At 75.4% G+C, this 25,453-nt stretch carries 9 protein-coding genes; 2 read left to right on the forward strand and 7 right to left on the reverse strand.

Annotated features, from left to right (window positions below; translation table 11 throughout):
* Positions 1–6 precede the first annotated feature (6 nt).
* The gene (locus ACIQUQ_RS31665) at positions 7–4,299 is read left to right on the forward strand and encodes a ricin-type beta-trefoil lectin domain protein (RefSeq protein ID WP_403982890.1); all 4,293 of its coding nucleotides are present in this window, start codon (positions 7–9) and stop codon (positions 4,297–4,299) included.
* Between the two features lie 87 nt (positions 4,300–4,386).
* On the opposite strand, the gene ACIQUQ_RS31670 is transcribed toward ACIQUQ_RS31665, so the two are convergent.
* The 6 genes from ACIQUQ_RS31670 to ACIQUQ_RS31695 form a co-directional block, all read right to left on the reverse strand.
* Positions 4,387–9,609, reverse strand: a complete 5,223-nt coding sequence (locus ACIQUQ_RS31670) for a condensation domain-containing protein (RefSeq protein ID WP_403982892.1) — start codon at positions 9,607–9,609, stop codon at positions 4,387–4,389.
* Positions 9,606–11,435, reverse strand: a complete 1,830-nt coding sequence (locus ACIQUQ_RS31675) for an amino acid adenylation domain-containing protein (protein ID WP_403982894.1) — start codon at positions 11,433–11,435, stop codon at positions 9,606–9,608. Before ACIQUQ_RS31675 ends, ACIQUQ_RS31670 begins: the two co-directional genes overlap by 4 nt.
* Positions 11,436–11,440: 5 nt before the next feature.
* Positions 11,441–12,472, reverse strand: a complete 1,032-nt coding sequence (locus ACIQUQ_RS31680; RefSeq protein ID WP_403982896.1) for a TauD/TfdA family dioxygenase — start codon at positions 12,470–12,472, stop codon at positions 11,441–11,443.
* A gap of 62 nt (positions 12,473–12,534) precedes the next feature.
* Entirely contained in the window at positions 12,535–13,353 is an 819-nt protein-coding gene (locus ACIQUQ_RS31685) for a thioesterase II family protein (RefSeq protein ID WP_403982898.1), read from the reverse strand.
* A 12-nt stretch (positions 13,354–13,365) separates the two neighbouring features.
* The gene (locus tag ACIQUQ_RS31690) at positions 13,366–19,851 is read right to left on the reverse strand and encodes an amino acid adenylation domain-containing protein (RefSeq protein ID WP_403982900.1); all 6,486 of its coding nucleotides are present in this window, start codon (positions 19,849–19,851) and stop codon (positions 13,366–13,368) included.
* A 179-nt stretch (positions 19,852–20,030) separates the two neighbouring features.
* Entirely contained in the window at positions 20,031–21,623 is a 1,593-nt protein-coding gene (locus tag ACIQUQ_RS31695) for a helix-turn-helix domain-containing protein (protein WP_403982902.1), read from the reverse strand.
* Positions 21,624–21,921: 298 nt separating this feature from the next.
* On the opposite strand from ACIQUQ_RS31695, the gene ACIQUQ_RS31700 reads away from it, so the two are divergent.
* Positions 21,922–22,101: a hypothetical protein gene (locus tag ACIQUQ_RS31700; RefSeq protein WP_403982905.1), complete on the forward strand. Its 180-nt coding sequence runs from the start codon at positions 21,922–21,924 to the stop codon at positions 22,099–22,101.
* A 247-nt stretch (positions 22,102–22,348) separates the two neighbouring features.
* Here ACIQUQ_RS31700 and ACIQUQ_RS31705 read toward each other — a convergent pair whose 3' ends face one another.
* Complete coding sequence (locus ACIQUQ_RS31705; protein ID WP_403982907.1) at positions 22,349–25,441, reverse strand: AfsR/SARP family transcriptional regulator; 3,093 nt, start codon at positions 25,439–25,441, stop codon at positions 22,349–22,351.
* Between the last annotated feature and the right edge of the window lie 12 nt (positions 25,442–25,453).

Below are 25,453 nucleotides of genomic sequence, written 5' to 3' on the forward strand. Positions count from 1 at the left end.
GCAGCGGTGCTGCTCGCGACTCCGTATGCGGCCGAGGCCGCCCCGGTGCCGGTTCCGGACACACCGGCCAAGCCGAGGCCGACGTCGGCCCCGACGAAGCCCGTTGACGGACCGAGACCTCCGGCTCCGTCAGATGCGCCTGCGCGTAACGCCGTCGAGAAGGCCTGGGCGCTCGCCGCGAAGACCGGCAAGGACGTTCCGGTCGCCGAGCTGACGACCGAGCACTCGACCACGGTCGCCACCCCGAAGGGCAGGCTGCGCACCGAGAGCCACGTGCTGCCGCAGCGCACCAAGGGCGGCAACGGCCGCTGGCAGGCCCTCGACGACACCCTGGCCGTGCGTGCCGACGGCACCGTCGCGCCCAGGGCCGCCAGCTCCGGCCTGGTCATCTCGGGCGGCGGCAACGGCCCCCTGGCCACCATGACCACCGGGGACGGCAAGCGGCTCGCCGTCTCCTCGCCGTTCGCGGGCCCCCTCCCCAAGCCGGTGCTGAAGGGCAACGACGCGCTCTTCGAGAACGTCGCCCCCGACACGGACCTCCAGGTGAGCGCCACCAAGTACGGCGGCTACACCACCATCGTGGTCCTGCGCACCCCGGTCGCCGCCGCCAACCCGGCCGTCCGGAACCTGGTGTTCCCCACGGTCACCGACGGCCTGGCCCTCGCGAAGGACAAGGACGGCAGCCTGACCGCCGCCGCCGGCAAGGACACCGTCTTCCGCGCCCCGGCCCCCCTGATGTGGTCCGCCGGCGAGGCCCGCAAGCCCGCCGCCAAGGGCTCGCGCTACGCCGACCTCGACGCCCCCGGCGCGGCCGGCTCCACCGGCGGCCGGGCCGAGCTGAGCAGCCCGGACGGTCCCGGAGCCGGAGCCACCGTGGCCCGCATCCCGGTCACCGGGGCGAAGGTCTCCGGTTCCGGCAAGCGCGCCAAGGGCGCGATCGCCCTCGCGCCGGGCACCGAACTGCTCGACGGCGCCGCCACCACCTACCCGGTCTACGTCGACCCCTCGTGGTCCGTGGACAGCCGGGGCAAGTCGCACCACGCATGGGTCCAGCAGGCCTACGACACGGGCAACTACGACCGGACCGGCTCCACCGACCGGGACAAGCCCGGTGTGGGCTACCAGGGCTGGGAGACCAGCAAGGGCATCGAGCGCGCCCTCTACGAGTTCGACCTCAACGGCTACGCCGGCGCGACGGTCAACTACGCGAAGCTCCGCCTGGAGCAGTACATCTCCGCGGACTGGTCCTGCACCACCAAGTACCCCGTGCACCTCTACCGGGCCGGGGCCTTCGGCTCCTCGGTCAAGTGGAGCAACCACCAGATCCGCGAGTGGATCCAGAACCAGGACGTCGGCGGCAACGGCAACAGCGGCGACTGCTACGGCAACATCCCGGTCGAGTTCAACGTCACCAACGCCCTGCGCGACGGCATCCGGGACACCGGCACCCCGCTCGCCTTCGCCCTGACCGGCCAGGAAGGCACCGGGGACAAGATCGCGTTCAAGCGGTTCGCGTACACCGCGGTGCTCAGCGCCGAGTACGACTTCCCGCCGCGCGTCCCGGAGAACCAGCGCACGGTTCCCGCCCCGCGCCGCGTCGTCGCGGGCGACACCCAGGCCTGCGGCGACGTCCCCGGTGAGCAGTTCGGCTGGATCACCAACCCGACCGTCACCATCGCCTCGAAGGTCTCCAGCCCGAACCAGGGCCAGCTCACCCAGTTGCTGAACATGTGGGAGCACAACACGGGCGCCACGGTGAACACGGGCTGGTCCGGCTTCGTCACCACCGGCACCGACGCCTTCTACACCACCCCGCCGGACGCCATCAAGGACGGCCACAACTACGGCTGGGCGGTCCACGGCGACGACGGCCTGCTGCGCGGCCCCTCCACCACCTCCTGCCACTTCGCGGTCGACCTGACCCCGCCGGTCCTGGAGTTCGGCCGGTTCACCGACCCGGTCACCCAGTTCCCGCCCGCCGGGAACGGCCAGATCACCAAGCTGCGCCTGGGCGACACGGGCTCCCTGCCCGTCATCGCATCCGACCCGAGCCCCGGCACGGGCCTGCGCAGCTCCGGCCTGTCCTGCGTCGAGTGGGGCTTCGACCCGCAGCTCACCGGCGCCCAGAAGCAGTGCGCGCCGACCGGCGGCACGCTCAGCGTGAGCTCGGTCAGCGTCAAGCCCACCCACTGGGGCACCAACATCGTCTACGCCCGGGTCCTGGACGAGGCCGGCAACGCCTCGCAGACCCAGTCGTACGCCTTCTACGTCCCGTGGAAGGACGGCGCGGTCGCCTTCGGTGACACCACCGGCGACGCCCGCTCCGACATCCTGGTCCCGGACACCGCCGGCAACCTCGTCACCCACGGCCGTGCCACCGACGGCACCGCCCGCAGCATGATCCCCAGCGGCACCGCGGCCACCACCCTGCAGGCCCCGGAGGTCTCCTCCGGCCGGACCTGGAAGGACTACCGCACCGTCCACCGCGGCTCTCTCGACCCCGGCCGGAACGTGGACGACCTGTTCGTCCACCAGGAGCCGGCCACGCCCGGCGCCCTCGGCGGATCGCAGCTGTTCGTGTACGACAACACCCTCTCCGACCCGGGCCGCTTCACGCTCGGCACGAAGGGCACGCTCGACAAGCCGGACTGCGACACCGCGTTCACCAGCGCCTGCACCGGCTACCACAACGTCGCCACCTGGCAGCACTCCAGCCAGATCACCCCGACCGGCCCGGCCCGCACCACGCGGACGCCCAGCCGGCAGGTGACGGACGCCACCGGCGTGCTGGCCGTGGAGTCCGGCAACCTCTGGTTCTACCCGGTCAAGACGAACCAGACCCTGGCCGCGCCCACCCTGGTGGACGCCTCCGGCACCTGGGACGACAAGGACCTGATGGTCCCGGGCAACGCCCTGAACATCGGCACCGCCACCGACACCGCGCCCGCGCTGTGGGTGCGCAACCGGACGAACGGCGACATCTTCCAGTACAAGCTGACCACCGCCGCTCGGGCGATGGACCAGTACCTCGTGGTCACGGGCCTGACGGCGCAGCCCGCCACCCGCATCGGCTACGGCATCAAGGGCGCGGACTACCCGCGGGTCGGCTCCGACGGCGACGTGACCGGCGACGACATCCCGGACTTCTGGGCGGTCGGCACCGACGGCACCCTGCACGCCTGGGAGGGCACCGCCGCCGGCGGCGCGGTGAACGGCTACGCCGGCTACCACGTCCGTGGCGACGCCCAGGCCCCGACGGTCCAGTGGCGCCTGGAGGGCGACGCCAAGGCCATCCCGGCCAAGAACGGCAGCGGCGTCTCCAACGACGCCACCGCCACCGCGGTCACCTACGCCACCGAGACGGTCGACGGCCGCTCCCGCAAGGTCGCCGTCTTCGACGACGTGGCCAAGTCGGTGATCACCGGCCCGGCGAAGCCCGTCGACACCCGGCAGTCCTTCACCGTCTCCACCTGGGCGAGGATGACCGCGGCCGACGGCGTGATCGTCAGCCAGGACACCGCCCACGCGAGCGCGTTCATGCTGTGGGCCGACTCCGGCCACTGGCGCTTCGCCATCGCCCGCGGTGACGACGACGGCTGGCCGTACGACTACAACTCCACCGTCACCCCGGCCAACACCTTCAAGCCGGGGGTCTGGACGCAGCTGACGGCCACGTACAACGCCACCACCGGCGCCATGAACCTGTACGTGAACGGCACGCTGGCCTCCAGCGGCTTCCACCGGGCGAGCACCAGCCCCGCACCCAGCGGGTCCCTGGTCATGGGCCGGTACAAGTACGTCAGCAAGCCCAGCAACCACCTCAAGGGCGCCATCGCCGGCCTGTCCGTCTATCAGGGCTACACCCCGCAGGCGACGACCGCGGACCTGCCGATCCGGTACGCCGCGTCGCCCGACTTCTGTGTGGACACGCCGCAGGGCGCCAACGGCAACGGCAACCAGCCGCAGCTGTGGGACTGCAACGGCTCCGACCCGCAGGAGTTCAGCGTCAACGCCACCGGCACCCTCACCCAGAAGGGGCAGTGTGTCGCGGTCCGCGGCAACCAGACCGCCCAGGGCACCGACCTGATCTTCTGGCAGTGCCTGGGCGAGGGCGGCCAGCAGTGGCAGCCGCGCGCCGACGGCAGCATCTACAACCCGCAGTCGGACGCCTGCTTCGACCTGCCGCGGGCCAACCGCGACTGGGGCCAGAAGTTCATGATCTGGGGCTGCAACGGCACCCCGGCGCAGCGCTGGAGCATCCCGACGCTGATGACGCCGGACCTGCCGGTCGCCCCGTAACCGGCGCACCACCGCTTCCGGTGACCGGAGGAGGGCCCGCGGCTCGTCGAGCCGCGGGCCCTTCGGCGTCTCCGCCTGTCCCCGCCGCTAACTCCGGGCCCGGCGCCGGAGTTTCGTCAGGGGTGGGGCCGGGGGAGCGGTGGTGGCTTCGGCGAGGCGGGCGGCCAGGGTGGCGACCGTCGGGTGGCGGAAGACCTCGCGGAGGGTGATCTCCCGGCCCAGTTCGGCCCGCACCCGGTTCACCAGGCGCACCGCCAGCAGCGAATGCCCGCCCACCCGGAAGAAGTTGTCCTCCCGGGAGACCTCCCGGCCCTCCAGCACCTCCGTGAACAGGGCGCTCAGCCGGTCCTCCCACGAGGCGCCGGGAGAGGTCTCCGGAGCCGGGCCGGCGTCCTCCGTCACGAACGTCCCCGGCACCGCGTAGTCCGGCAGCCGGGCCGCGGCCCACTCGCGCAGCTCCGGCTCCGTGACCGGACCCGTCACGTACGCCGTCAGCCGGCCCCCGCGCACCTCCGCCCGGGCCCGCGTCACGGCCGGGTGCCCGGACAGCACGCAGGTCACCCGCTCCGCGTCCACCCGGTAGCCGTCCACGGTCTCGCCCCGGGGCGCCGGCAGCGGGCCGGGCCGTCCCGAGACGTCGTCCGCGATCTCCCGGAGGATCCCGGTCAGCTCCGCGGCGAGGCGTGCCGCGGCCTCCGCGTCGTACAGGTCCCGCGCGTACTCCAGGACCCCCGACAGCCCGCCGTGGCCCGGGGCTTCGGTCAGCGCGAAGGTCAGGTCCGCCTTGGCGGTCGTGGCGCCCACCGGCAGCTGCGTGCCGGCCAGCGGCGAGCCGCCCGTACCCGTGCCGCCCGTACCCGTACCCGTGCCGCCCGTGTTCGCCGCCGCCAGCTGCAGGAACACCTGCACCAGCGGGTGGTGCGCGGTGGACCGGTGCGGGCTCAGGTGCTCCACGACCCGGTCGAACGGCACCTCGGCGTGCGCGTACGCCGCCAGGTCCGCCTCCCGCACCCGGCCCAGCAGCTCCGCCCACGTCGGGTCCCCGGACAGGTCGGTGCGCAGCACCAGGGTGTTGACGAAGAAGCCCACCAGCCCGTGCAGCGCGTCGTCCTCCCGGCCCGCCACGGTCGTGCCGACCGCAAGGTCGGTGCCCGCCCCGTGCCGCGCCAGCAGCGCGCCCAGGGCGGCCTGCGCCACCATGAACAGCGTGGTGCCCGTCGCGTGCGCCACCCGCGCCAGCCGCCGGTGCGTGACCGCGTCCACGGAGAAGGTCAGCAGGCCGCCCCGGTGGCTCGGCTCGGCCGGCCGTTCCGCGGCGTCCGACGGCTCGACGAGGGGCGGGAGCCCGGCCAGGGCCCGTTCCCAGTGGGCGAGCTGGGTCTTCTCCAGCCCCTCGGAGAGGAGCCGCTCCTGCCACAGCGTGTAGTCGGCGTACTGGACCGGCAGCGCCTCCCACGCAGGGGCCCGCCGCCCCGCCCGCGCCGCGTACGCCCGCGCCAGGTCGTCCAGCAGCACGTCCGTGGACCAGCCGTCGCCCGCGATGTGGTGCACCAGCAGCACCAGGATCTGCCCGCCGTCGTCCTCCGACACCAGCGCCGCCCGGAAGGGGATCTCGGCCGCGAGGTCGAAGACGTACCCGGCCGCCGCGTCGGCCTCGGCCGGACCGCCGGCCCGGAACTCCAGCACCGGCCGCGCCCGGCCGTCCGCGGGGTCGAGCACCCGCTGGTACGGCTCCCCGTCCGCGACCTCGTACACCGTGCGCAGCACCTCGTGCCGGCCCGCCACGTCCGCGAGGGCGGCCGCCAGCACGGCGGGGTCGAGCGGCCGGTCCAGCCGGCGCACCAGCGCGATGTTGTACGTCGCGCCCGGCCCCTCCAGCTGGTCGACGAACCAGAGCCGCCGCTGCGCGGGGGAGAGCGGCACCCGCTCGGGCCGCTCCCCGGCGGTCAGCGGTGGCCGGGCCGCGAGCGTGCCGTCCTGCCCGGCGAGCCGGCGGTGCAGTCCGGCCGGGGTGGGGGCGAGGAACAGGTCCCGGATGCCGACCTCCGTGCCGAGCGCCGCCCGGATGCGGTTGACCAGCTTGCTGGCCAGCAGCGAGTGCCCGCCGAGTTTGAAGAAGTTGTCGTCCGGCCCGGCCGAGTCCCGGCCCAGCACCTCCGCGAACAGCCCGCACAGCAGCTCCTCGCGCGGCGAGACCCCGGTCCGGAAGCCGGGCACGACGGCCTCGGCCCGGCCGCGCTCCTCCTCGGCCAGTGCCGCCACCCGCTCCCGCCGCTCGGCAAACCCGCGCTCCTCCTCGGCCGTCACCAGATCCAGCTCGCCCAGCCGGGCCTCCGGCCGCTCGGCGAAGGCCCGCAGCGCCCGCGCGTACAGCTCCAGCAGCAGCTCGGCCGTGCCCGCGTCGAAGAGGTCCTCCGCGTACTGGAGGATCAGGTCCAGGCCGTCGGCCGTGCGGGCGCAGTGGAAGGCCAGGTCGAACTTGGCGGCCGCCAGGTCCGTGGTCGTCACCCGGCCGGTCGTCCCCGCGAAGGCCACCGGCTCCTCCTCCGGGTCGGCCGCGAAGGTGAGCATCACCTGGAAGTACGGGTGGTGGGCGAGCGACCGGTCCGGGTTGAGGTGCTCCACCAGCAGGTCGAACGGCAGGTCGGCGTGCGCGTACGCCGCCAGGTCCGCCTCCCGTACCCGCCCCACCAGCTCGCCGGCCGTCGGGTCGCCCGACAGGTCGACCGGCAGGGCCAGGGAGTTGACGAAGAAGCCCACCAGCTCGTGCAGCGCGTCGTCGCCCCGGCCCGCGACCACCGTGCCGACGGACGGCCGGGTCCCGGCACCGGCGGCCGACAGCGCCGTCGCCAGCGCGGCCCGCGCCGTCATGAACAGCGTGGCCCGGGCGGTCCGCGCCAGCGCCGCCAGGCCGGCCTGCGTCCCGGCGCCGAGCGAGGACCGCACCAGACCGCCCCGGTGGGTCGGCTCCGCCGGCCGCGGCCGGTCCGCGGGCAGCTCCGTCACCGCCGGCAGGCCCGCCAGTACGCCCTTCCAGTGGGCCAGCTGCCGGCCGGCCGGGCTCTCCGGGTCCGCCGGGTCGCCCAGCAGCTCCCGCTGCCACAGCGCGTAGTCCGCGTACTGCACCGGCAGCGGCTCCCACTCCGGCGCCCGCCGCCCCGCCCGGGCCGCGTACGCCCGCGTGAGGTCCCGCAGCAGCAGCCCGTTGGACCAGCCGTCCCCGGCGATGTGGTGCACGAGCAGCACCAGCGTGTGCCCGCCGCCCTCCCGCGCCAGCAGCCAGGCCCGGAAGGGGATCTCGCCGGCCAGGTCGAAGGCGTACGAGGACACCGCGTCCGCGTCGGCCCCCTCCCGCACCTCCAGCACCGGCCGCGCCCGCTCGTCGGAGGCGTCCAGCACCTGCTGGTACGGCTCACCGCCGACCGCCCCGTACACCGTGCGCAGCACCTCGTGCCGGCCGGCCACGTCCGCCAGCGCCTCCCGCAGCACGGCCGCGTCCAGCGGCCGCTCCAGGTGCACCACCAGCGGCATGTTGTAGGCGGAGCCGGGGCCCTGGAGCTGGTCGGTGAACCACAGCCGCCGCTGCGCCGCCGACAGCGGCACCCGCTCGGGCCGCTCCGCCACCGCGGTCAGCGCGGGCCGCGCGCTCCGGACGCCCTCCTGCCCGGCGAGCCGGCGGTGCAGTCCGGCCGGGGTGGGGGCGAGGAACAGGTCCCGGATGCCGACCTCCGTGCCGAGCGCCGCCCGGATGCGGTTGACCAGCTTGCTGGCCAGCAGCGAGTGCCCGCCCAGCTTGAAGAAGTTCTCGTCCGGTCCGGCCGAGTCCCGGCCCAGCACCTCCGCGAACAGCCCGCACAGCAGCTCCTCCCGCGGCGAGACCCCGGTCCGGAAGCCGGGCACGACGGCCTCGGCCCGGCCCCGCTCCTCCTCGGCCAGTGCCGCCACCCGCTCCCGCCGCTCCGCCAGCCCCCGCTCCTCCTCGGCCGTCACCAGATCCAGCTCGCCCAGCCGGGCCTCCGGCCGCTCGGCGAAGCCCCGCAGCGCCCGCGCCCACAGCTCCAGCAGCAGCTCGGCCGTGCCCGCGTCGAACAGGTCCTCCGCGTACTGCAGGCCCAGCGCCAGCCCGTCGCCCTCCTCAGCGCAGTACGCGGTCAGGTCGAACTTCGCCGCCGCCAGGTCCGCGTCCTCGACCTCCGCCGCCAGCTCCCCGAGCCGCACCGGCCCGGGGCCCTCCCCGGCGCCGGCGTACGTGAGCATCACCTGGAAGTACGGGTGGTGGCCCAGTGCCCGGTCCGGGTTGAGCCGCTCCACCAGCAGGTCGAACGGCAGCTCCTCGTGCGCGTACGCCGCCAGGTCCGCCTCCCGGACCCGCGCCACCAGCTCCCGCACCGTCGGACCGCCCGACAGATCCGTGGGCAGCGCGAGGGAGTTGACGAAGAACCCGACCAGCTCGTGCAGGTCCTCCTCGGGCCGCCCGGCCACCGGCGTGCCGATGGTCACCGACGGACCCGCGCCGGCCGCCGACAGGGCGGCCGCCAGCGCCGCCCGCACCACCATGAACATGCTCGCGCCGCCGGTACGGGCCACCGCCGCCAGCCCGGACCGCACCCCGCCGTCCACCGCCGCCCGCACCGTGGCCCCCCGGTGCGTGGGCTCCGCCGGCCGCGGCCGGTCCACCGGCAGCTCCGTCACCGGCGGGGAACCCGCCAGCACCCCGCTCCAGTGGGCCAGTTGCTCCGCTGCCAGGCTCTCCGGGTCGTCCGGGTCGCCCAGCACCTCCCGCTGCCACAGCGCGTAGTCCGCGTACTGCACCGGCAGCGGCTCCCAGCCCGGCTCCCGGCCCGCGCACCGCGCCCCGTACGCCGCCGACAGGTCCCGCAGCAGCGGCGCCAGCGACCAGCCGTCCGTCGCCACGTGGTGCACCAGCAGCACCAGGGTGGAACTCCCGTCGCCCGGCACGAACAGCCGTGCCCGGAGCGGCCGCCGGCCGGCGATGTCGAAGGTCTCCCGGGTGAACTCCGCCACCAGGGCCGCCACTTCCCCGGGCCCGCAGACCCGCACCTCGACACCGGTCCCCGGCGCGGGCGCCTCCAGCACCCGCTGGTACGGCTCGCCGTCCACCGCCGGGTAGACGGTGCGCAGCACCTCGTGCCGCCCGGCGAGGTCCCGTACCGCCGCGTCGAGCGCCACCCGGTCGGGCACGCCCGCCAGCCGCAGCACCACGGGCGCGTTGTACGTCGCGGACGGGCCCTCCAGCCGGTTCAGGAACCACAGCCGCCGCTGCGCGTAGGACAACGGGATGGTCGTCATTTCTCCAGCAGCCCCTCGATGAACGCGGCCAGGTCACGCAGCCGCGGGTTGGCGTACACGGCCTTCACCGGCAGTGCGACGGACAGCTCCGAGCGCACCCGCGAGACCAGCTTGATGGCCAGCAGCGAGTGCCCGCCGAGCTTGAAGAAGTTGTCGTCCGGGCCGATCCGGGAGGCGCCCAGCACCGTCGCCCACACACCCGCGATCAGCTCTTCCACCGGACCCTCCAGCCCGGTGTCCGCGGCAGCGTCCGCGGAGCCGGCCGGCGCGGTCGCCGGGGCGGGCAGCGCCGCCCGGTCCAGCTTGCCGTTCGGCGTGGTCGGGAAGCGGTCCACCGCCACGAAGGCGCCCGGCACCATGTACGCCGGCAGCCCGGCCGCCAGCCGCTCGCGCAGCGCACCCTCGTCCACCGCGGCGCCCTCGGCGGGACGGTGGTACGCGACCAGCCCCGGCGCACCGTTGAGGTCGTCCCGTACGACGACGACCGCCTCGGCCACCCCCGGGAAGGCCGCCACCGCCGCCTCGATCTCCGGAAGTTCGATGCGGTGGCCGCGCAGCTTGACCTGCCCGTCCGCCCGCCCCAGGCAGACCAGCCGCCCGTCCGGCAGCAGCCGGCACAGGTCGCCCGTGCGGTACATCCGCTGCCCGTCCGCCGCGCCCGGCTCCGAGTCGGCCACGAACCGCTCGGCGGTCAGCGCCGGCCGCCGCCGGTACCCGCGGCCCACCCGGGGCCCGGCCAGGTACAGCTCGCCGGTCTCGCCGAAACCGACCGGCGCCAGCTTGTCGTCCAGCACCCGCATCCGCAGGCCCGGCAGCACCGCCCCGATGTGCGGCGGCTCGTCCGCGTCGATCCAGCCGGCGGTCGCGTCGACCGTGCACTCGGTCGGCCCGTACAGGTTCACCGCACGCAGCACCCCGGCCTCGGAGCGCTCCACGATCCGCCGCCACAGCGCCGGGCTGACCGCCTCGCCGCCGACCAGCAGGGTCAGCGGGCGCGGCCCGCCGTCCTCGCTGATCAGGTCCAGCAGCGGGTCCGCGTGCGAGGGGGTGATGTCGAGGTCGGTCAGCGCCTGCTCGTCCACCAGCCGGGCCAGCAGCGCCGGATCGGCCCGCGTCTCGTCGTCGATCATCACGATGGTGTCGCCACGGCAGATCCGCACCCACTGCTGCACGGAGGCGTCGAAAGACGGCGAGGCGTTCCAGCCGACCCGGCCGCCGTCGGTGACCGCGATCCCGGCCCCCTCCAGCTCGGCCAGCAGGGCCGCGGCCGCCGCCCGGCCGATCTCCACGCCCTTGGGGCGGCCGGTCGAACCGGAGGTGTAGATCACGTACGCGAGGGCCCCGCCCGGCACGGGCACCGGCCGGAACTCCGCCGGCCCCCCGGGCGCCGTGAGTCCGGCCACGGGCAGGTGCGGCACGCCCTCCGCGAGCGGCACGTCGTCCGGACCGGCCGTCACCACCAGGTCGGCGCCGGAGTCCTCGACCAGGTACCGGCGGCGTTCGGCCGGCAGTTTCGGGTCGACGGGCAGGTACGCGGCCCCCGCGGTCAGCGTGCCGATCAGCGCGGCCACCAGGTCCGCGCCGCGCGGCAGGCACAGCGCCACCACGGACTCGGGGCCGATCCCGCGGGCCGCCAGCCGGGCCGCGACACGGGCGGCCCCGGCGCGCAGCTCGCCGAAGCTCAGGCTCCGGTCCCCGGCCACCACGGCGGGCCGCTCGCCCGGCACGAGCGCCAGGCGGTCCAGCAGGTCGGCGGGGGCGGTCGGGGCGGCGGGAACGGCGCCGCCCAGCAGGGCGGCGGAGGTCTCGGGAAGTACGGCGGTCATCGGGCTCACTCCCCGTGGAGGGCGGTCGAAGGGGCGGTCGCGGGACGGCAGTCGGCCAGGGCGACCGGTTCGCCCATCGCGACGAGGATCTTGCGGTCGCCGGTGTAGGCCTCACGGCCGTGGGCGCACAGGATGTTGTCGACGAGCATCAGGTCGCCCCGCTGCCAGGTCTCGCGCACGGTCACCCGGTCGTAGACGGCGTTGACCGCGTCGACCTCGGCGTCCGTCAGGCGGGTGCCGTCACCCAGGTACGTGTTGAACGGCAGGCCGTCCTCCCCGTAGGTCTCCACGAGCACCTCCCGCACGTCCTCGTCCAGGGTCCGGCTGTTCCAGAAGGCGAAGTGGTTGAACCAGACCCGCTCCCCGGTCACCGGGTGCGTGACGATGGCCGAACGGCGCTGGCGGGTGCGCATCGAGTCGTCGTCGAGCCACTCGTACCCGACGGTGTTCTCGTCGCAGTACGCCTCGGCGACCGCCCGGTCCTCGGTCGCGAAGGTCTTGTACCAGGGCAGCCCGGCCAGCTCCGAGTAGTTGCGCACCAGCAGCCAGCCGGCCCGCTCGAAACGCTCCACCAGCTCGGCCGGCATCTGCCGCAGCGCCTCCCGCATGTCGCCGACGGTCGTCGCGCCGCCCGTCTCGGGGGCGGTGACGCAGCCGAACAGCAGCACGCCGGGGAAGTCCAGCGTGTAGCTGTTCTCGTTGTGCAGCCGGATCGGCTGCACCGCCGGCAGGTCGGTGGACGAGAACACGCCCTCCCCGAAGTCGGTGCGCGGGGTGGCCTTCTCCTTGTAGCCGGCGCGGGTCTCGACCAGCGCGTCGCGGGCCTGCGCGAATCCGGCCGCGTCCTCGACGGGCAGGCCGCGCAGCAGCACCGCGCCGGAGCGGTGCAGCTCCGCCTGGATCGCGGGACGGTGGGCGGTGAGCCAGGCGACGGCCTCGGCCATGGAGGAGACCGGAGGCGCGGTGACGACGACGGGCTTGCCGGGCTCGCGCGCGGCGTCGAGGGAGGTGGCCGGGGTATCGGCGATCGCGGTCATGGCAGACGTGTCCTTGAGGTAGGGGAAGGAAGAAGCGGAAGTACGGGCCCGGCGCGCGCGGCTCAGGCGACGCGGGCGGCCGGCACCCCGCCGGCCAGGGAGCCCGCCGTGCCGTCGAGCACCGGGTTGACCAGCGCGAAGAACGCGGGCAGCTGCTCCTGGAAGTAGAAGTGGCCCCCGGGCAGCACCGACATCGCGAAGCCGTCGTCGGTCACCCCGGCCCAGTGGGGCAGCGCCTCCACCGGCACGATCGGGTCCGCGTCGCCGCCGATCACGGTCACCGGGCAGCCGGTCCGCACCCGCTCCTCCGCGCACCGGTAGACGTCGTCGATCGCGAAGTCGGCCCGGATGGACGGCAGGATGATCTCCCGCAGCTCCGGCTCGTCGAGGATGCCGTCGTCCGTGCCGCCGCGCTCCTTGATGGCCGCCACCAGGGCGTCGTCGTCGAGGAGTTCGGGGTGGACGGGGCTGGGGTTGGGCAGGAAGGGGGCCCGGCAGGCCGAGGCGATCAGGGCGCGCGGGGCCCGGCCGGCCGCCCGGAGGGCCCGTACCACCTCGAAGGCGACCAGCGAGCCCATGCTGTGCCCCAGTACGACCAGGTCCTCGGTGCCCTCGGGGAGCGCGGCCACCACCGGGCCGGCCAGGTCGTCCACGGATTCGGGCAGCGGTTCCGAGAAGCGGGCCCCGCGCCCCGGGTACTGGCCGATCAGCAGGGTGACGTCCGCGGGCAGGTGGTCGCGCCACTCGGCGTAGGCGTGGGCGTTGCCGCCGGCGTGCGGCAGGACCAGCAGCGCGGTGCGGGCCGGCGCGGAGCCGGGGATCGCCCAGACGACGTCCTCGGGCGCGGGAGCCGGGTGGTCGTGTGACATGTCGTACGTCATGGCGTACTCCGTTCAGGAGGAGGTCCGGCGGCGCAGGGCGGGACGGGCCCGCCGGGGCGCCGCGGCGGCGTCGGTGAGTGAGGTGAGGTGTCCGGCCAGCGCGGCCGGGGTGGGGTGCAGGAACACGTCCCGGGTGGTCAGCCGGGCGCCGAACGTGGTGCCGATGCGGCCGGTGAGCCGGGCGGCGAGCAGCGAGTGCCCGCCCAGGTCGAAGAAGTCGGCGTCGGGGGAGGGCACTTGGTCGGTGCGGAGCACCTCGGCGAAGAGGGCGCACAGCTTCTCCTCCGCCGGGGTGCGCGGCGCGCGGCCGGGCGTCGCGGGGGCGGCCGGTGCGGGGGTGGGCAGGGCCCGCGTGTCGAGCTTGCCGTTCGGGGTGAGCGGGAGCCGGTCCAGGACGACGACGTGGGCCGGGACCATGTGCTGCGGGAGCAGCGCGCGCAGCTCCTGCCGCAGCCCGTCGGCCTCCCGGGCGGCGACCACGTACGCAGCGAGCCGCTTGTCGCCCGGCCCGGCCTCGTACGCGGTGACGGCCGCCCGCTCCACCCCCGGCAGCCCGAGGAGCACGCCCTCGATCTCGCCGGGTTCGACGCGGAAGCCGCGGATCTTGATCTGGGTGTCGGTGCGTCCGGTGTAGTGGAGGGTGCCGTGGGTGTCCCAGTGGGCCTGGTCGCCGGTGCGGTAGAGGCGGGTGCCGGGAGGCCCGAACGGGCTCGGGACGAAGCGTTCCGCGGTGAGTGCGGGGCGGCCGAGGTAGCCGTGGGCGATGCCGTCGCCGGCGAGGTAGAGCTCGCCGGTCACGCCGGGCGGCACCGGCCGGAGCCGCGCGTCGAGCACGTACGCGCACTTGTTGGCGAGCGGCGTGCCGATCGGGACCGGGCCGGGGGAGTGGAGGGCGGGGTCGACCGTGTGCGTCGTCGTGAAGCCCATGGATTCGGCGGGGCCGTAGCCGTTGGTGATGGTGAGGTGTGGGTGGCGTTCTTGGAGGAGGCGGATGTGGTGGGGTGAGGCGGGTTCGCCTCCGGTGTAGGCGATGCGGGTGGTGGTGAAGGTTTCCGGGGCTTCGTCGGTGAGGTGGTTGAAGAGGCTGGAGGAGAGCTGGAGCATCGTCACGCCGTGGCGGGCGGAGAGTTCGGTGATGAGGGAGGGCTCGGGGCGTTGTCCGGGCTGGAGGACGGTGGTGCCGCCGTGGAGGAGGGCGCCCCAGAACTCCAGGGAGAAGGCGTCCCAGGAGACGGGTGAGCACTGGAGGAACACTTCGCCGGGTCCGAAGGCGGCGTAGGTCTGGCCGGTGACGGTCGAGACGAGGTTGCGGTGGCTGGAGAGGATGCCCTTGGGCCGGCCCGTCGAGCCGGACGTGAACATCACGCAGGCCACGTCCTCGGGCGAGAGGCCCTCCCCGGGGTCCCGCGGGTCCTCGGCGGCGATCGCGGCCGCGTCCGCGTCCGTCAGGACCCGGGCCCAGTCCCCGTCCAGCCGGTGCGCGTGCCCCGAGTCGGTGACCAGGGCCGCGATCCGGGCGTCCCGGGCGGTTCCGGTGAGGCGGTCGTCGGGGAACTCGGGGTCGAGCAGGGCGTATCCGGCCCCCGCCTTGACCACTGCCAGGACCGCCACGGCGAACTCGACGCCTCGGTCCAGGAGTACGCCGGCCAGGTCACCGCGCCCCAGGCCCTGGGCCCGCAGGTGGCGGGCCAGCCGGTTCGCCCGGGCGTTCAGCTCCCCGTACGGGACGACCCGGCCCCCGTACACCAGCGCCGCAGCCCCGGGACGCAGCCGGGCCTGCCGCTCGAACAGCCCGCCCAGCGTCCCGTCCTCGCCGGGCAGCACCGCCGCCCGCCCGCTCCACTCCTCCAGCACCCGGCCCCGCCCGGCACCGTCCAGCACCTCGAACGCGCCGATCGCCAGCCCGGGTTCGGCCACCGCCTGGGCCAGCACCCGGCCCAGCACCGCCACCATCCGCTCCACCGTCGACCGGTCGAAGAGGTCGGACCGGTACAGCACCGACCCGCACAGCCCGGCACCGTCGTCGCCCCGCAGCAGGAACTCCAGGTCGAACTTGACCGAGCCCCCCGACACGGCGCCCGACTCGGCGACCCGCACCCCCGCCAGCTCCACCGGAGCCTCCGGACCCTCCTCCAGCGCCAGGCACACCTGGAACAGCGGGTGCCGGGCCAGCGAACGCGCCGGGTTCACCGCCTCCAGCACCAGGTCGAACGGCGCCTCCTGGTGGGCGAAGGCGTCCAGATCGGCGGCCCGCACCCGCGCCAGCAGCTCGCGGAAGCTCGGGTCGCCCGAGGTGTCCGCCCGCAGCACCAGGGTGTTCACGAAGAACCCGACCAGACCGGCCAGCGCCTCGTCGGAACGCCCCGCCACCGGTGCGCCGAGGGGGATGTCCGTACCGGCACCGAGCCGGGTCAGCGTCGCCGCGAGCGCCGCGTGCACCACCATGAACGGCGTGCACCGCTCGGCTCGCGCCAGCTCCCGCACCCGTGCCAGCAGCTCCGGCCCGAGGTCCACCGGCACCACCCCGCCCGCCTGCCCGGCCACCGCGGGGCGCGGCCGGTCCAGGACCAGCCCCAGCTCCTCCGGCAGCCCGGCCAGGGCCTCCCGCCAGTGCGCCAGCTCGGCGGCGAGCAGGCTGTCCGGGTCCGCGGGATCGCCCAGCGCCCGCCGCTGCCACAGCGTGTAGTCCGCGTACCGCACCGGCAGCGGCTCCCACTCCGGAGCGCTGCCCGCCCGGCGCGCCGCGTAGGCGGTCGCCAGGTCGCCGAAGAACGGCCGCAGGGACTGGCCGTCCGTCGCGATGTGGTGCAGCACCACCATCAGCTCGTACGAGCCCCCGCCGAGGTCCAGCAGCGTGACCCGCAGCGGAGCCTCGGCCGCCAGGTCGAAGGCGTGCCCGGCGGCGGCCCGTACCGCCTCCGCGGCACCCCCGGCCCCGTCTCCGGGCTCGAGCCCGTCCCCGGCCGCGCTCCCGGCCCCGGCCCCGACGGCCCGCACCTCGAAGGCCACCGGAGCCTCGGCCGGGGTGAGCACCCGCTGGTACGGCTCGCCGTCGACCTGCGGGAAGACCGTGCGCAACGGCTCGTGCCGGGCGGCCAGGTCGTCGAAGGCGGCGCGCAGGGCGGCCACGTCGAGGTCGCCCTCCAGCCGCACCCGCAGCGGCACGTTGTACGCCGTGCCGCCCCGCTCCAGGTCGGACACCAGCCACAGCCGGCGCTGCGCGGGGGAGAGCGGCAGCAGCTCCGGCACCGGCTGCCCGCCCGCGAGCGCGGGCAGCTCCCGTGCCCCGCGGCGCGCGGCGACGTGCCGGGCCAGCGCGGCCGGGGTGGGATGGGCGAAGAGGTCGCGGATCGTCAGCCGGAGCCCGCCGAGCGCGGCACCGAGCCTGCTCGTGAGCCGGGCGGCGAGCAGGGAGTGCCCGCCCAGCGCGAAGAAGTCGTCCTCGGCCGACACCGGCCCGGGCGTGGCCAGCAGCTCCGTGAACAGCCCGCAGACGATCTCCTCCAGCGGGGTGCGGGCGGCCCGGCCGGGTCCGCCGGCCGTCGGGGCCGGCGCCGGGAGGGCACGGGTGTCGAGCTTGCCGTTCGCGGTCAGCGGCAGCCGGTCCAGGACGACCACGTGCGCCGGGACCATGTGCTGCGGCAGCAGGGCCCGCAGCCGCTCCCGGACGGCCGCGCCCTCCTCCTCGGTGACGGCGTACGCGACGAGCTGCCGGTCGCCCGGCCGGACCTCGCGGGCCGTGACGGCCGCCTGCTGGACACCGGGGAGGGAGAGCAGGGCGCCCTCGATCTCGCCGGGTTCGACGCGGAAGCCGCGGATCTTGATCTGGGTGTCGGTGCGTCCGGTGTAGTGGAGGGTGCCGTGGGTGTCCCAGTGGGCCTGGTCGCCGGTGCGGTAGAGGCGGGTGCCGGGAGGTCCGTAGGGGTTGGGGACGAAGCGTTCGGCGGTGAGTGCGGGGCGGCCGAGGTAGCCGTGGGCGATGCCGTCGCCGGCGAGGTAGAGCTCGCCCGTCACACCGGGCGGGACGGGGCGGAGCCGCGCGTCCAGGACGTACGCGTACTTGTGCGCCACCGGGCCGCCGATGGACACCGCGGAGGTGTCCTGCTCCTCGGGCGGGACCCGGTAGGTGGTGGTGAAGCCCATGGATTCGGCGGGGCCGTAGCCGTTGGTGATGGTGAGGTGTGGGTGGCGTTCTTGGAGGAGGCGGATGTGGTGGGGTGAGGCGGGTTCGCCTCCGGTGTAGGCGATGCGGGTGGTGGTGAAGGTTTCCGGGGCTTCGTCGGTGAGGTGGTTGAAGAGGCTGGAGGAGAGCTGGAGCATCGTCACGCCGTGGCGGGCGGAGAGTTCGGTGATGAGGGAGGGCTCGGGGCGTTGTCCGGGCTGGAGGACGGTGGTGCCGCCGTGGAGGAGGGCGCCCCAGAACTCCAGGGAGAAGGCGTCCCAGGAGACGGGTGAGCACTGGAGGAACACTTCGCCGGGTCCGAAGGCGGCGTAGGTCTGGCCGGTGACGGTCGAGACGAGGTTGCGGTGGCTGGACAGGATGCCCTTCGGGCGGCCCGTCGAGCCGGACGTGAACATCACGCACGCCGTGTCGTCACCCGTCACCGCCACGCCCGGATCCGCCGCCGGCCGGTCCGCCACCGCCTCGCGCTCCCGGTCGACGCACACCACGCCCCAGCCCCCGCGCACCCGGTCCTCGTGCCGCTCGTCCGTCACGAGCAGCGCGATCCGGGCGTCCCGGGCGGTTCCGGTGAGGCGGTCGTCGGGGAACTCGGGGTCGAGCAGGGCGTATCCGGCCCCCGCCTTGACCACTGCCAGGACCGCCACGGCGAACTCGACGCCTCGGTCCAGGAGTACGCCGGCCAGGTCGCCGCGCCCCAGGCCCTGGGCCCGCAGGTGGCGGGCCAGCCGGTTCGCCCGGGCGTTCAGCTCCCCGTACGGGACGACCCGGCCCCCGTACACCAGCGCCGCAGCCCCGGCACGCAGCCGGGCCTGCCGCTCGAATAGCCCACCCAGCGTCCCGTCCTCGCCGGGCGCGTCCCCCCGGGCCGACCGTCCGCTCCAGTCCTCCAGCACCCGCCGCCGCTCGACCGGGTCGAGCAACTCCACTTCCTGGAGCGGAAGTTCCTCAGCCCCCGCGGCCAGCACGGTGTCGACGAACCGCAGCAGCCGGTCCTGGTGCGCGGCGACCGCGTCCAGGTCGCACACGTCCGGGGCGGCGTCGAAGTCGATCCGCATGCCCGCCTCGGGCCCCAGGTCGTAGATGCCGACCGCCAGGTCCTCCACCGGGCCGTTGCTCAGGTTGCACTGCACCGTCGGGTGCCCGCCCAGGGTCATCCCCGGCGTGAACGCCATGATGTTGACCAGCGGGGTCGCCGTCCGCCGCCCCGCCCCGTCCTCCCCGAGCGCCGCGACGGTCTCCTCGTACCGGGTGCGCTGCCGCTTCAGCCCGCCGCGCACCTCGCCGACCACCGTGCCCAGCAGCCCGGCGAGGGTCTCCCCGGGCCGCACGGCCACCCGCAGCGGGATCACGTTCGAGCACATCCCCGGTGTGCGGCGGGCCAGTTCGGTGGTCCGGCCGGTCACCGGCAGGCCCAGCAGCAGCTCGCCGGCCCCGCTCACCCGGTGCAGGTACCCCGCGACCAGCGCGATCACCAGCATCGACCAGGGCGCGCGCCGGGCGCGGGCGGCCGCCCGCAGCCGGTCCGCCTCGGCCGCCGGGAGCGACACGCTCCAGCGCATGAACGGCAGCCCGGCCCGCTCCCCGGACGCGGCCCGCTCCCCGGACCCGGTCCGCTGCTCAGCCCCGGCCGGCGCCCCGGCCCCGGCTCCGGTGGCCGTCCGGCCCTCCGCGAGCCGGGGAGTCTCCGGCGGGTCCGCGAGGCGCCCGGCCCAGTGGGCCAGGTCCGCTGCCGCCGCCTCCGACCCCCGGTACGCGGCGTCCTCCGCCAGCAGCTCCGCGAGGCTCCCGAACGGGCCGGGCCCCCACGGCTCGCCGGCCAGGGCGCCGTCGTACAGCTCCTGGAGGCGCGCGTCGAGCAGCGCCACTCCCATCCCGTCGATCACCAGGTGGTGGTAGCTCTTGTAGAAGAGGAAACGGTCCTCCGCCACCTTGATCAGCGCGTGCCGGCACAGCGGCCCCCGCGCCAGGTCGAAGGGGGTGTTGACGGCCGCGACGCACCAGGCGTGGGCGGCGCCCGCCGGGTCCCCGGCGCCGGTCAGGTCCAGGAACTCCAGCTCCGAGCCGTCCGGTCCGGCGTGCACCAGCTGCCGGGGCCCGTCCTCGCCGGACTCCACACCCCGGGTGCGCAGGGCGTCCGACTCGCGCACCAGCTGCTCCCAGCAGCGGGCGAAGAGCGCGGTGTCCACCGGCCCGTGGATCTCCCGGTACTCGGCGATGTTGTAGCGGCAGCCGCTCGGGTCCAGCTCGTGGGCCATCCAGATGTCGCGCTGCGCGGCCGACAGGGGCAGCCGTGCGGCGGTCGGCTCAGACGCCATGGGGGCTCCTCGGTTCACGGGGGTGGTCGGTGCGGTTGCCGCACGGCCGTCCGCCGTCCCCGGGGCGGGGGACGTTCGGGCCGGGCGGAGCCATCTCACCCCGACGGCGTTCCTCCGAGCGGCAGTTGGGACGGCACTCGGCCAGCAGCTCGGGGGCGGTGGTGCCGGGTGGCCGCCGCTCAGGCGGGCACTCCGGCCGCCGCCGCGGGCAGGGTCCCGGGGGTTGCGTCCGGGTGGAAGGCGCGGACCAGGTGCGGCACCCGGAACACGGAGCGGCCGGCCTCGTGGGTGGACCTCAGGGCCCCGCAGACCAGCAGGTCCCGCACCATCCGGCCGCAGTCCGCCAGGCCCGCCCCGGTCAGCCGGACGATGTCCGGCAGCCCGAAGTCCCCCTCGGGCACGGCACGCAGGGCCGCCAGCAGCGACCGGTGGCCGGCGGGCAGCCGCAGCAGCCGGCGGTGCAGGGCGTCCCGGAAGCGGCGGCCCCCGTCGCCGCCCGCGAGGTGGTCGAGGAAGGGTGCGGGATCCCCCTCCAGGCAGTCCCGCAGCGTGCGCAGGTCGCAGACGGCGAGCCAGGAGGCCGCCGCCCCCAGCGCCATCGGGTGCCCGTCCAGCCGGCGGCACACCTCGGCGGCCAGCAGCAGGTCCTCGCCGGCCGCGGTGAACTCGGGCCGTACGCGCCGCACATGACCCAGGAAGACCCGCACCGCGGCCGCCGCCGTGACCGCCTGCCCGGCCGCGTCCGGCGCCGGCACCTCCAGCGGTCCCAGGACGAAGGTCCGCTCGCCCGGGACGTCCCACGGCTGCTCCGCCGTCACCAGCAGCCGCAGCCCCGGGCACTCGCGCAGCAGCCGGGTCAGCCGGTCGAACCGGGGCCCGTGCTCCGGGGCGCCGTCGAGGACCAGCAGCACCGGCCGGTCACCGACGAGTTCGGCGAGGCCACACACCCCGCCCGCCCCGGCCCCCGCCGCACGCTCCCCGCCGTACGGGACCCCGGAGCCCGCGCCGCCGTACGGGCCGCCCGTACCCGACCCGCCGCCCGTGCCGGACCCGCCGCCCCACCCCGACCCGCCGCCCGTGCCCGCCCCGTCGCCCGTACCCCCGTACGGAACCGGCCGCCCGGACTCCGGGCCCGCCCCGCCCCCCGGCCCGAACAGCGCCTCCGCGCAGTCGCCCAGCAGGGCCGCCAGCTCCGGCCCGGTCGGGTCGAGGTAGTCCCGTACCGCGCCGGGGAACGCGTACCAGAGCACCGGGACGCCCGCACCGTGCAGCCGCTCCGCGACCTCCAGCGCCAGCCGGGTCTTGCCCGCGCCGCTCAGCCCCACCAGGCTGACCAGGCGCTCGGCCGCCGACCCCAGCTCCCGGACCAGCACCCCGGTCTCCGCCTCCCGGCCCACCAGGGGGTGCAGGGCGGTCGGCGGCGCCGCCGGCTCCGCGTCGAACCCCGACTTCACCGCCCCCCAGCCGCCCCGGCCCTGCTGCGCCGCCCCCTCCAGCGCGGCCCGCGCCCGCGGCCCCAGCCGCAGCGCGTCGGCGATCAGCCGGACGGTGTCCGTTCTGGGCCTTCTCGCCTTGCCCTGCTCCAGGTCGCGGATGGCCCGCACGCTGATCGTGGACAGATCGGCCAGCTCCCGCTGGGTCAGCCCGATCCGCAGCCGGTGCCGGCGGATCAGCGCGCCCAGCTGCGAGGTCTCCTGCTGGTCGGGCCCCTGCGGGGGAACCTCCTGGTGGGAGGCGTCCCGCTCCGGGGCGACAGGGCCGGTGATGGTCATCTCGTACTCCCCACGTCGTCGTGGGTTCCCATCGTCGGCAGCGCGCTATCCGCCAGGCATCACCGCGCACACCGCCCCGGCGCCGGCCCCTATCGCGGCCCCCCGGACCGCTATCACGGGCGGCCGGCCGCCATCACGCCCCGCCCTGCGCTATCACCGGCCGGGCCGGTGATAGCGCCGCGATAGGCGCGCGGACGGTACGGGGATTCCGGCCCTCCCTAACGTGGTGCCCACAAGGAAGGAGGAGCCCGAAAGGGCCCCTCACCAGGGCGGACGCCCACGACGAAGGGAAGAGAAGATGAACCTCGCCAAGGCCTTCCGCGCCGCAGTCGTCACCGTCGTCATCGCCGGCGCCGCCGCGCTCGGCGCCCAGGCCGCGCAGGCCGACGGCGCGGAGGCCGGCACCAACCCGGCCCCCGCCCAGACCCAGGTCCAGCCGACCCCCACCGCCTCCAGCGACAACAACCCCTGGGACTGATCTTCTCGGGGCTCCCTCACCTCCGGGCGCCTCGACGCCGGCGCTGCCGTCCGACCACGCTCCGGCCCGCTCGTTCCTCAGGGGCCTGCGCGCGCCCGGTCGACACCCCCGGCGCGACCTTCGGTTCACTCGCCGGCATCACCGGCTCGCCCATGGCCCGCGCCTCGGCTCGCCTGCCGGCGCCAGCCGCCCGGCCGCGCCCAGCCCGGCCGTCCGAAGCGCCCACGGGCAGTGGGAGGCCGGACTGTCAGCCCGCCGCCTCCAGCAGCAGCTCCGCCTCGCGCAGTTCACGTGCCATGCTCCGGTCCCGGAAGGCCTGCGCCGCGGACTCCAGCAGATCCCGCGACCGGGAACGCTCCCCGGTCCGCCCCAGCAGCCGGGCGAGGTCCAGCCGGACCAGCGCCGCACCCGCCTGGTCCATGATCTGCTCCCGCACCTCCAGGGACCGGTCGAGGAAATCCCGGGCCTGGCCGACCCGGCCCATCCCCGCGAGGGCCTGGCCGAGATCCCGCAGGAGATGCCCCTCGCCGATCACGTCGCCGCTCTTCCGGCACAGCTCCAGCACCTCGGTGAGGGTGCGCACCGCCTGCTCGTGCTCCCCCTGGCTCAGCATCAGCTGGCCCACCCGCCGCAGCGTCCGGGCGAGACCGCCCGTGTAGCCGACGGAACGGTAGATGGCCAGCGCCTCGTCCAGCTGGCCCTGCGCGGTCATCGTCCCGCCCCGCCGCATGAAGACGTGCGCGCTCTGGGTCAGCACGATCGCCCGCCCCACCACGTCGCCCGCCAGGTCGAAGTCCTTCAGCGCCCGGTCGTACAGCGTCAGCGCCCGCTCGTCGTTGCCGCGCATCCGCTCCAGCAGCGCGAGGTCCCGCCGGCACAGGCCCAGCCCGCCCGGCTCGTCGAGCTCCAGGAACAGGCCGAGCGCGGACTCCAGCGAGGTCCGCGACTCCTCGTACTGGCTGCGGCTGAGGTACAGCGAGCCCAGCGAGCTGAGCAGCGCCGCCGTCCCCCGCTTGTTGCCGGCCAGGCGTACGGCGTCCAGCGCCAGCCGGTGCGTCCGCTCCCAGTGGTCGTGGTAGCCGCGCACCTCGAAGAGTGTGACCAGCGTCGTGGCCAGGTCCCAGCACAGCTCGTCCATCCGCTCGGCCGCCGCGTGCTCCACGACCTGGCAGAGGTTGGCCTGCTCGCTGTCCAGCCACTCCAGCGGGTCCACCAGCAGCTCGTCCACGACCGCCTCCGGCGGCCGCCAGCGCGGCGCCCCGCCGTGCAGCACCGTGTAGTCCCCGCCGTAGATCCGCCGGTGCGCGGTCTCCGCCAGTGCCAGCCAGCCGCCGAACATCCGCTCCAGCGCCTGCCGTTGCACCGCCGGCTCGTCGTGCGCGGCCAACTGCTCGCGCGCGAACACCCGGATGATCTCGTGGAAGCGGTAGCGGAACCCGCCGGTGCTCTCCACCCCCACGACGTCCAGCATCTGTACGTCGACCAGCGGCTCCAGCAGGTCCGAGGGGAACGGCCGGTCGTCGTCCAGCAGCGCCCCCGCCAGCCAGCCCGGCAGAGTCGGCCCCTGCGCCAGGCTCAGCAGGCGCAGCAGCCGCCGGTCGGCCGGGCCGAGCCCGTCGTGCGTCAGGGACAGGCTGGCCCGCATCGTCATCTCGCCGTGCGTCAGCTCGTCCAGCCGGTGCCGCTCGTTGGCGAGCCGGTGCACCATCGACGCCAGGGACCAGTGCGGGCGCGCAGCCAGCCGGGCGGCCACGATGCGCAGCGCCAGCGGCAGCCCGCCGACCGTACGGACCAGCGCCTCGGCGGCGACCGCCTCGCGCTCCACCCGGTCCGCGCCGATCACCCGGACCAGCAGCTCCAGCGCCCGCCCGGTGTCCAGCACGTCCAGCTCGGCCCGGTGCGCCCCCGGCAGCCCGGTGAGCCGCACCCGGCTGGTCACCAGTACCGCGCAGGAGCTGGTGCCCGGCAGCAGCGGCCGGACCTGGGACTCGGCGGCCGCGTCGTCGAGCACCACCAGCACCCGCCGGGAGGCGAGCAGCGTCCGGTACATCTCGGCCCGCTCGTCCAGCGTCTCCGGGATCACCGGGCCGGGGATGCCGAGGGCGCGCAGGAAGCGGCCCAGCACCTCGGACGGGGTGGCGTGGGTGCCGGTGCCGCGCAGGTCGCAGTACAGCTGCCCGTCGGGGAAGTGGCTGTCGCTGAGCCGGTGCGCGACGTGCGTGGCCAGCGTGGACTTGCCGGTGCCGGGCTTGCCGACGATGACGGCCACCCCGACCGCGCGCCGCGAGCCGTCGCCCAGCAGCGCCTGCTCGATGGTGCGGATCTGCTCCTCGTCGCCGACGAAGTCGCCGGTGTCTGCCGGGAGCTGGCGCGGCACCTCGGCGGGCCGCTGGGCCGCCGCCGCGGGCTCCGGCTCGCCGCCGTCGGCCGCCGCGACGGGACCGGCCGGTCCGGCGGGCACGGGTGCCCCGGCCGCCGGCGCCTCGGGCGCCGCGCCCGCGGTGCCGGGCGCGGGGGAGCCCGTACCGGGCTGGGCCGGCGGTCCGCCCCGGCGCAGCGCGGTGTCGCCGGAGAGGATCGCCGACTCCAGGGCCCGCAGCTCCTCGCCGGGCTCCAGCCCCAGCTCCTCCACCAGCAGTTCGCGGCCCACCCGGTAGGCCTCCAGGGCCTCGGCCTGCCGCCCCGACCGGTAGAGGGCCAGCATCAGCCGGCCGCGAAGCCGCTCGCGCAGGGGGTGTTCGTGCACCAGCAGCCGGAGTTCGCCCACCAGTTCGTGGTGGCGGCCCAGGTCCAGTTCCAGGCGGATCCTGGCCTCCAGGGCGGTCAGCCGCTCCTCGTCGAGCTGGAGGGCCTTGCTGCGCAGGGTGTCGCTGGTGATGCCGCCCAGGCAGGCGCCGAGCCACAACTCGCCTGCGGCCCGCAGGCGTTCGGCGGCGTGGGCGGCCCGGCCCTCCTTCTCCATGAGCCGGGCCTCGGTCACCGTGCGGGCGAACACGGCGGCGTCGACGCTGTCGTCGGCGGCGCGGAGCACGTAACCGGGCGGGCGGGTGGTGATGGCCGCGTCGATGCCGGCGCTTGTGAAGAGTTTGCGAAGCCGGGACACGCAGATCTGGACCTGGGTGCGGGCGGTGTCCGGCGGGTCGTCGTCCCAGATGAGGTCGACCAGGTAGTCGGTGCTGACGACGCGGTTGGCCTCCAGCAGCAGCGCGGCGAGGATCGTCTCCTGCCGCCCGGGAGGGACGCGTACGGGCCCGGCCGAGCCGCTGACCTGTAACGGACCGAGGATCCGGAACACCGGGGGTTCCGGGACAGGGCGCACCCCGCCGGCAGGTTCGGTCATGCGTCTCCCAGC

The sequence above is a fragment of the Streptomyces sp. NPDC101118 genome, assembly GCF_044759445.1.
Classification (GTDB): domain Bacteria; phylum Actinomycetota; class Actinomycetes; order Streptomycetales; family Streptomycetaceae; genus Streptomyces.

Bases quoted from the DNA above. Each gene is read 5' to 3' on its own strand.
- ACIQUQ_RS31670 (WP_403982892.1), bottom strand. From the start codon at position 9,609: ATGACGACCATCCCGTTGTCCTACGCGCAGCGGCGGCTGTGGTTCCTG.
- ACIQUQ_RS31675 (WP_403982894.1), bottom strand. From the start codon at position 11,435: ATGACCGCCGTACTTCCCGAGACCTCCGCCGCCCTGCTGGGCGGCGCC.
- ACIQUQ_RS31680 (WP_403982896.1), bottom strand. From the start codon at position 12,472: ATGACCGCGATCGCCGATACCCCGGCCACCTCCCTCGACGCCGCGCGC.
- ACIQUQ_RS31685 (WP_403982898.1), bottom strand. From the start codon at position 13,353: ATGACGTACGACATGTCACACGACCACCCGGCTCCCGCGCCCGAGGAC.
- ACIQUQ_RS31690 (WP_403982900.1), bottom strand. From the start codon at position 19,851: ATGGCGTCTGAGCCGACCGCCGCACGGCTGCCCCTGTCGGCCGCGCAG.
- ACIQUQ_RS31695 (WP_403982902.1), bottom strand. From the start codon at position 21,623: ATGACCATCACCGGCCCTGTCGCCCCGGAGCGGGACGCCTCCCACCAG.
- ACIQUQ_RS31700 (WP_403982905.1), top strand. From the start codon at position 21,922: ATGAACCTCGCCAAGGCCTTCCGCGCCGCAGTCGTCACCGTCGTCATC.
- ACIQUQ_RS31705 (WP_403982907.1), bottom strand. From the start codon at position 25,441: ATGACCGAACCTGCCGGCGGGGTGCGCCCTGTCCCGGAACCCCCGGTG.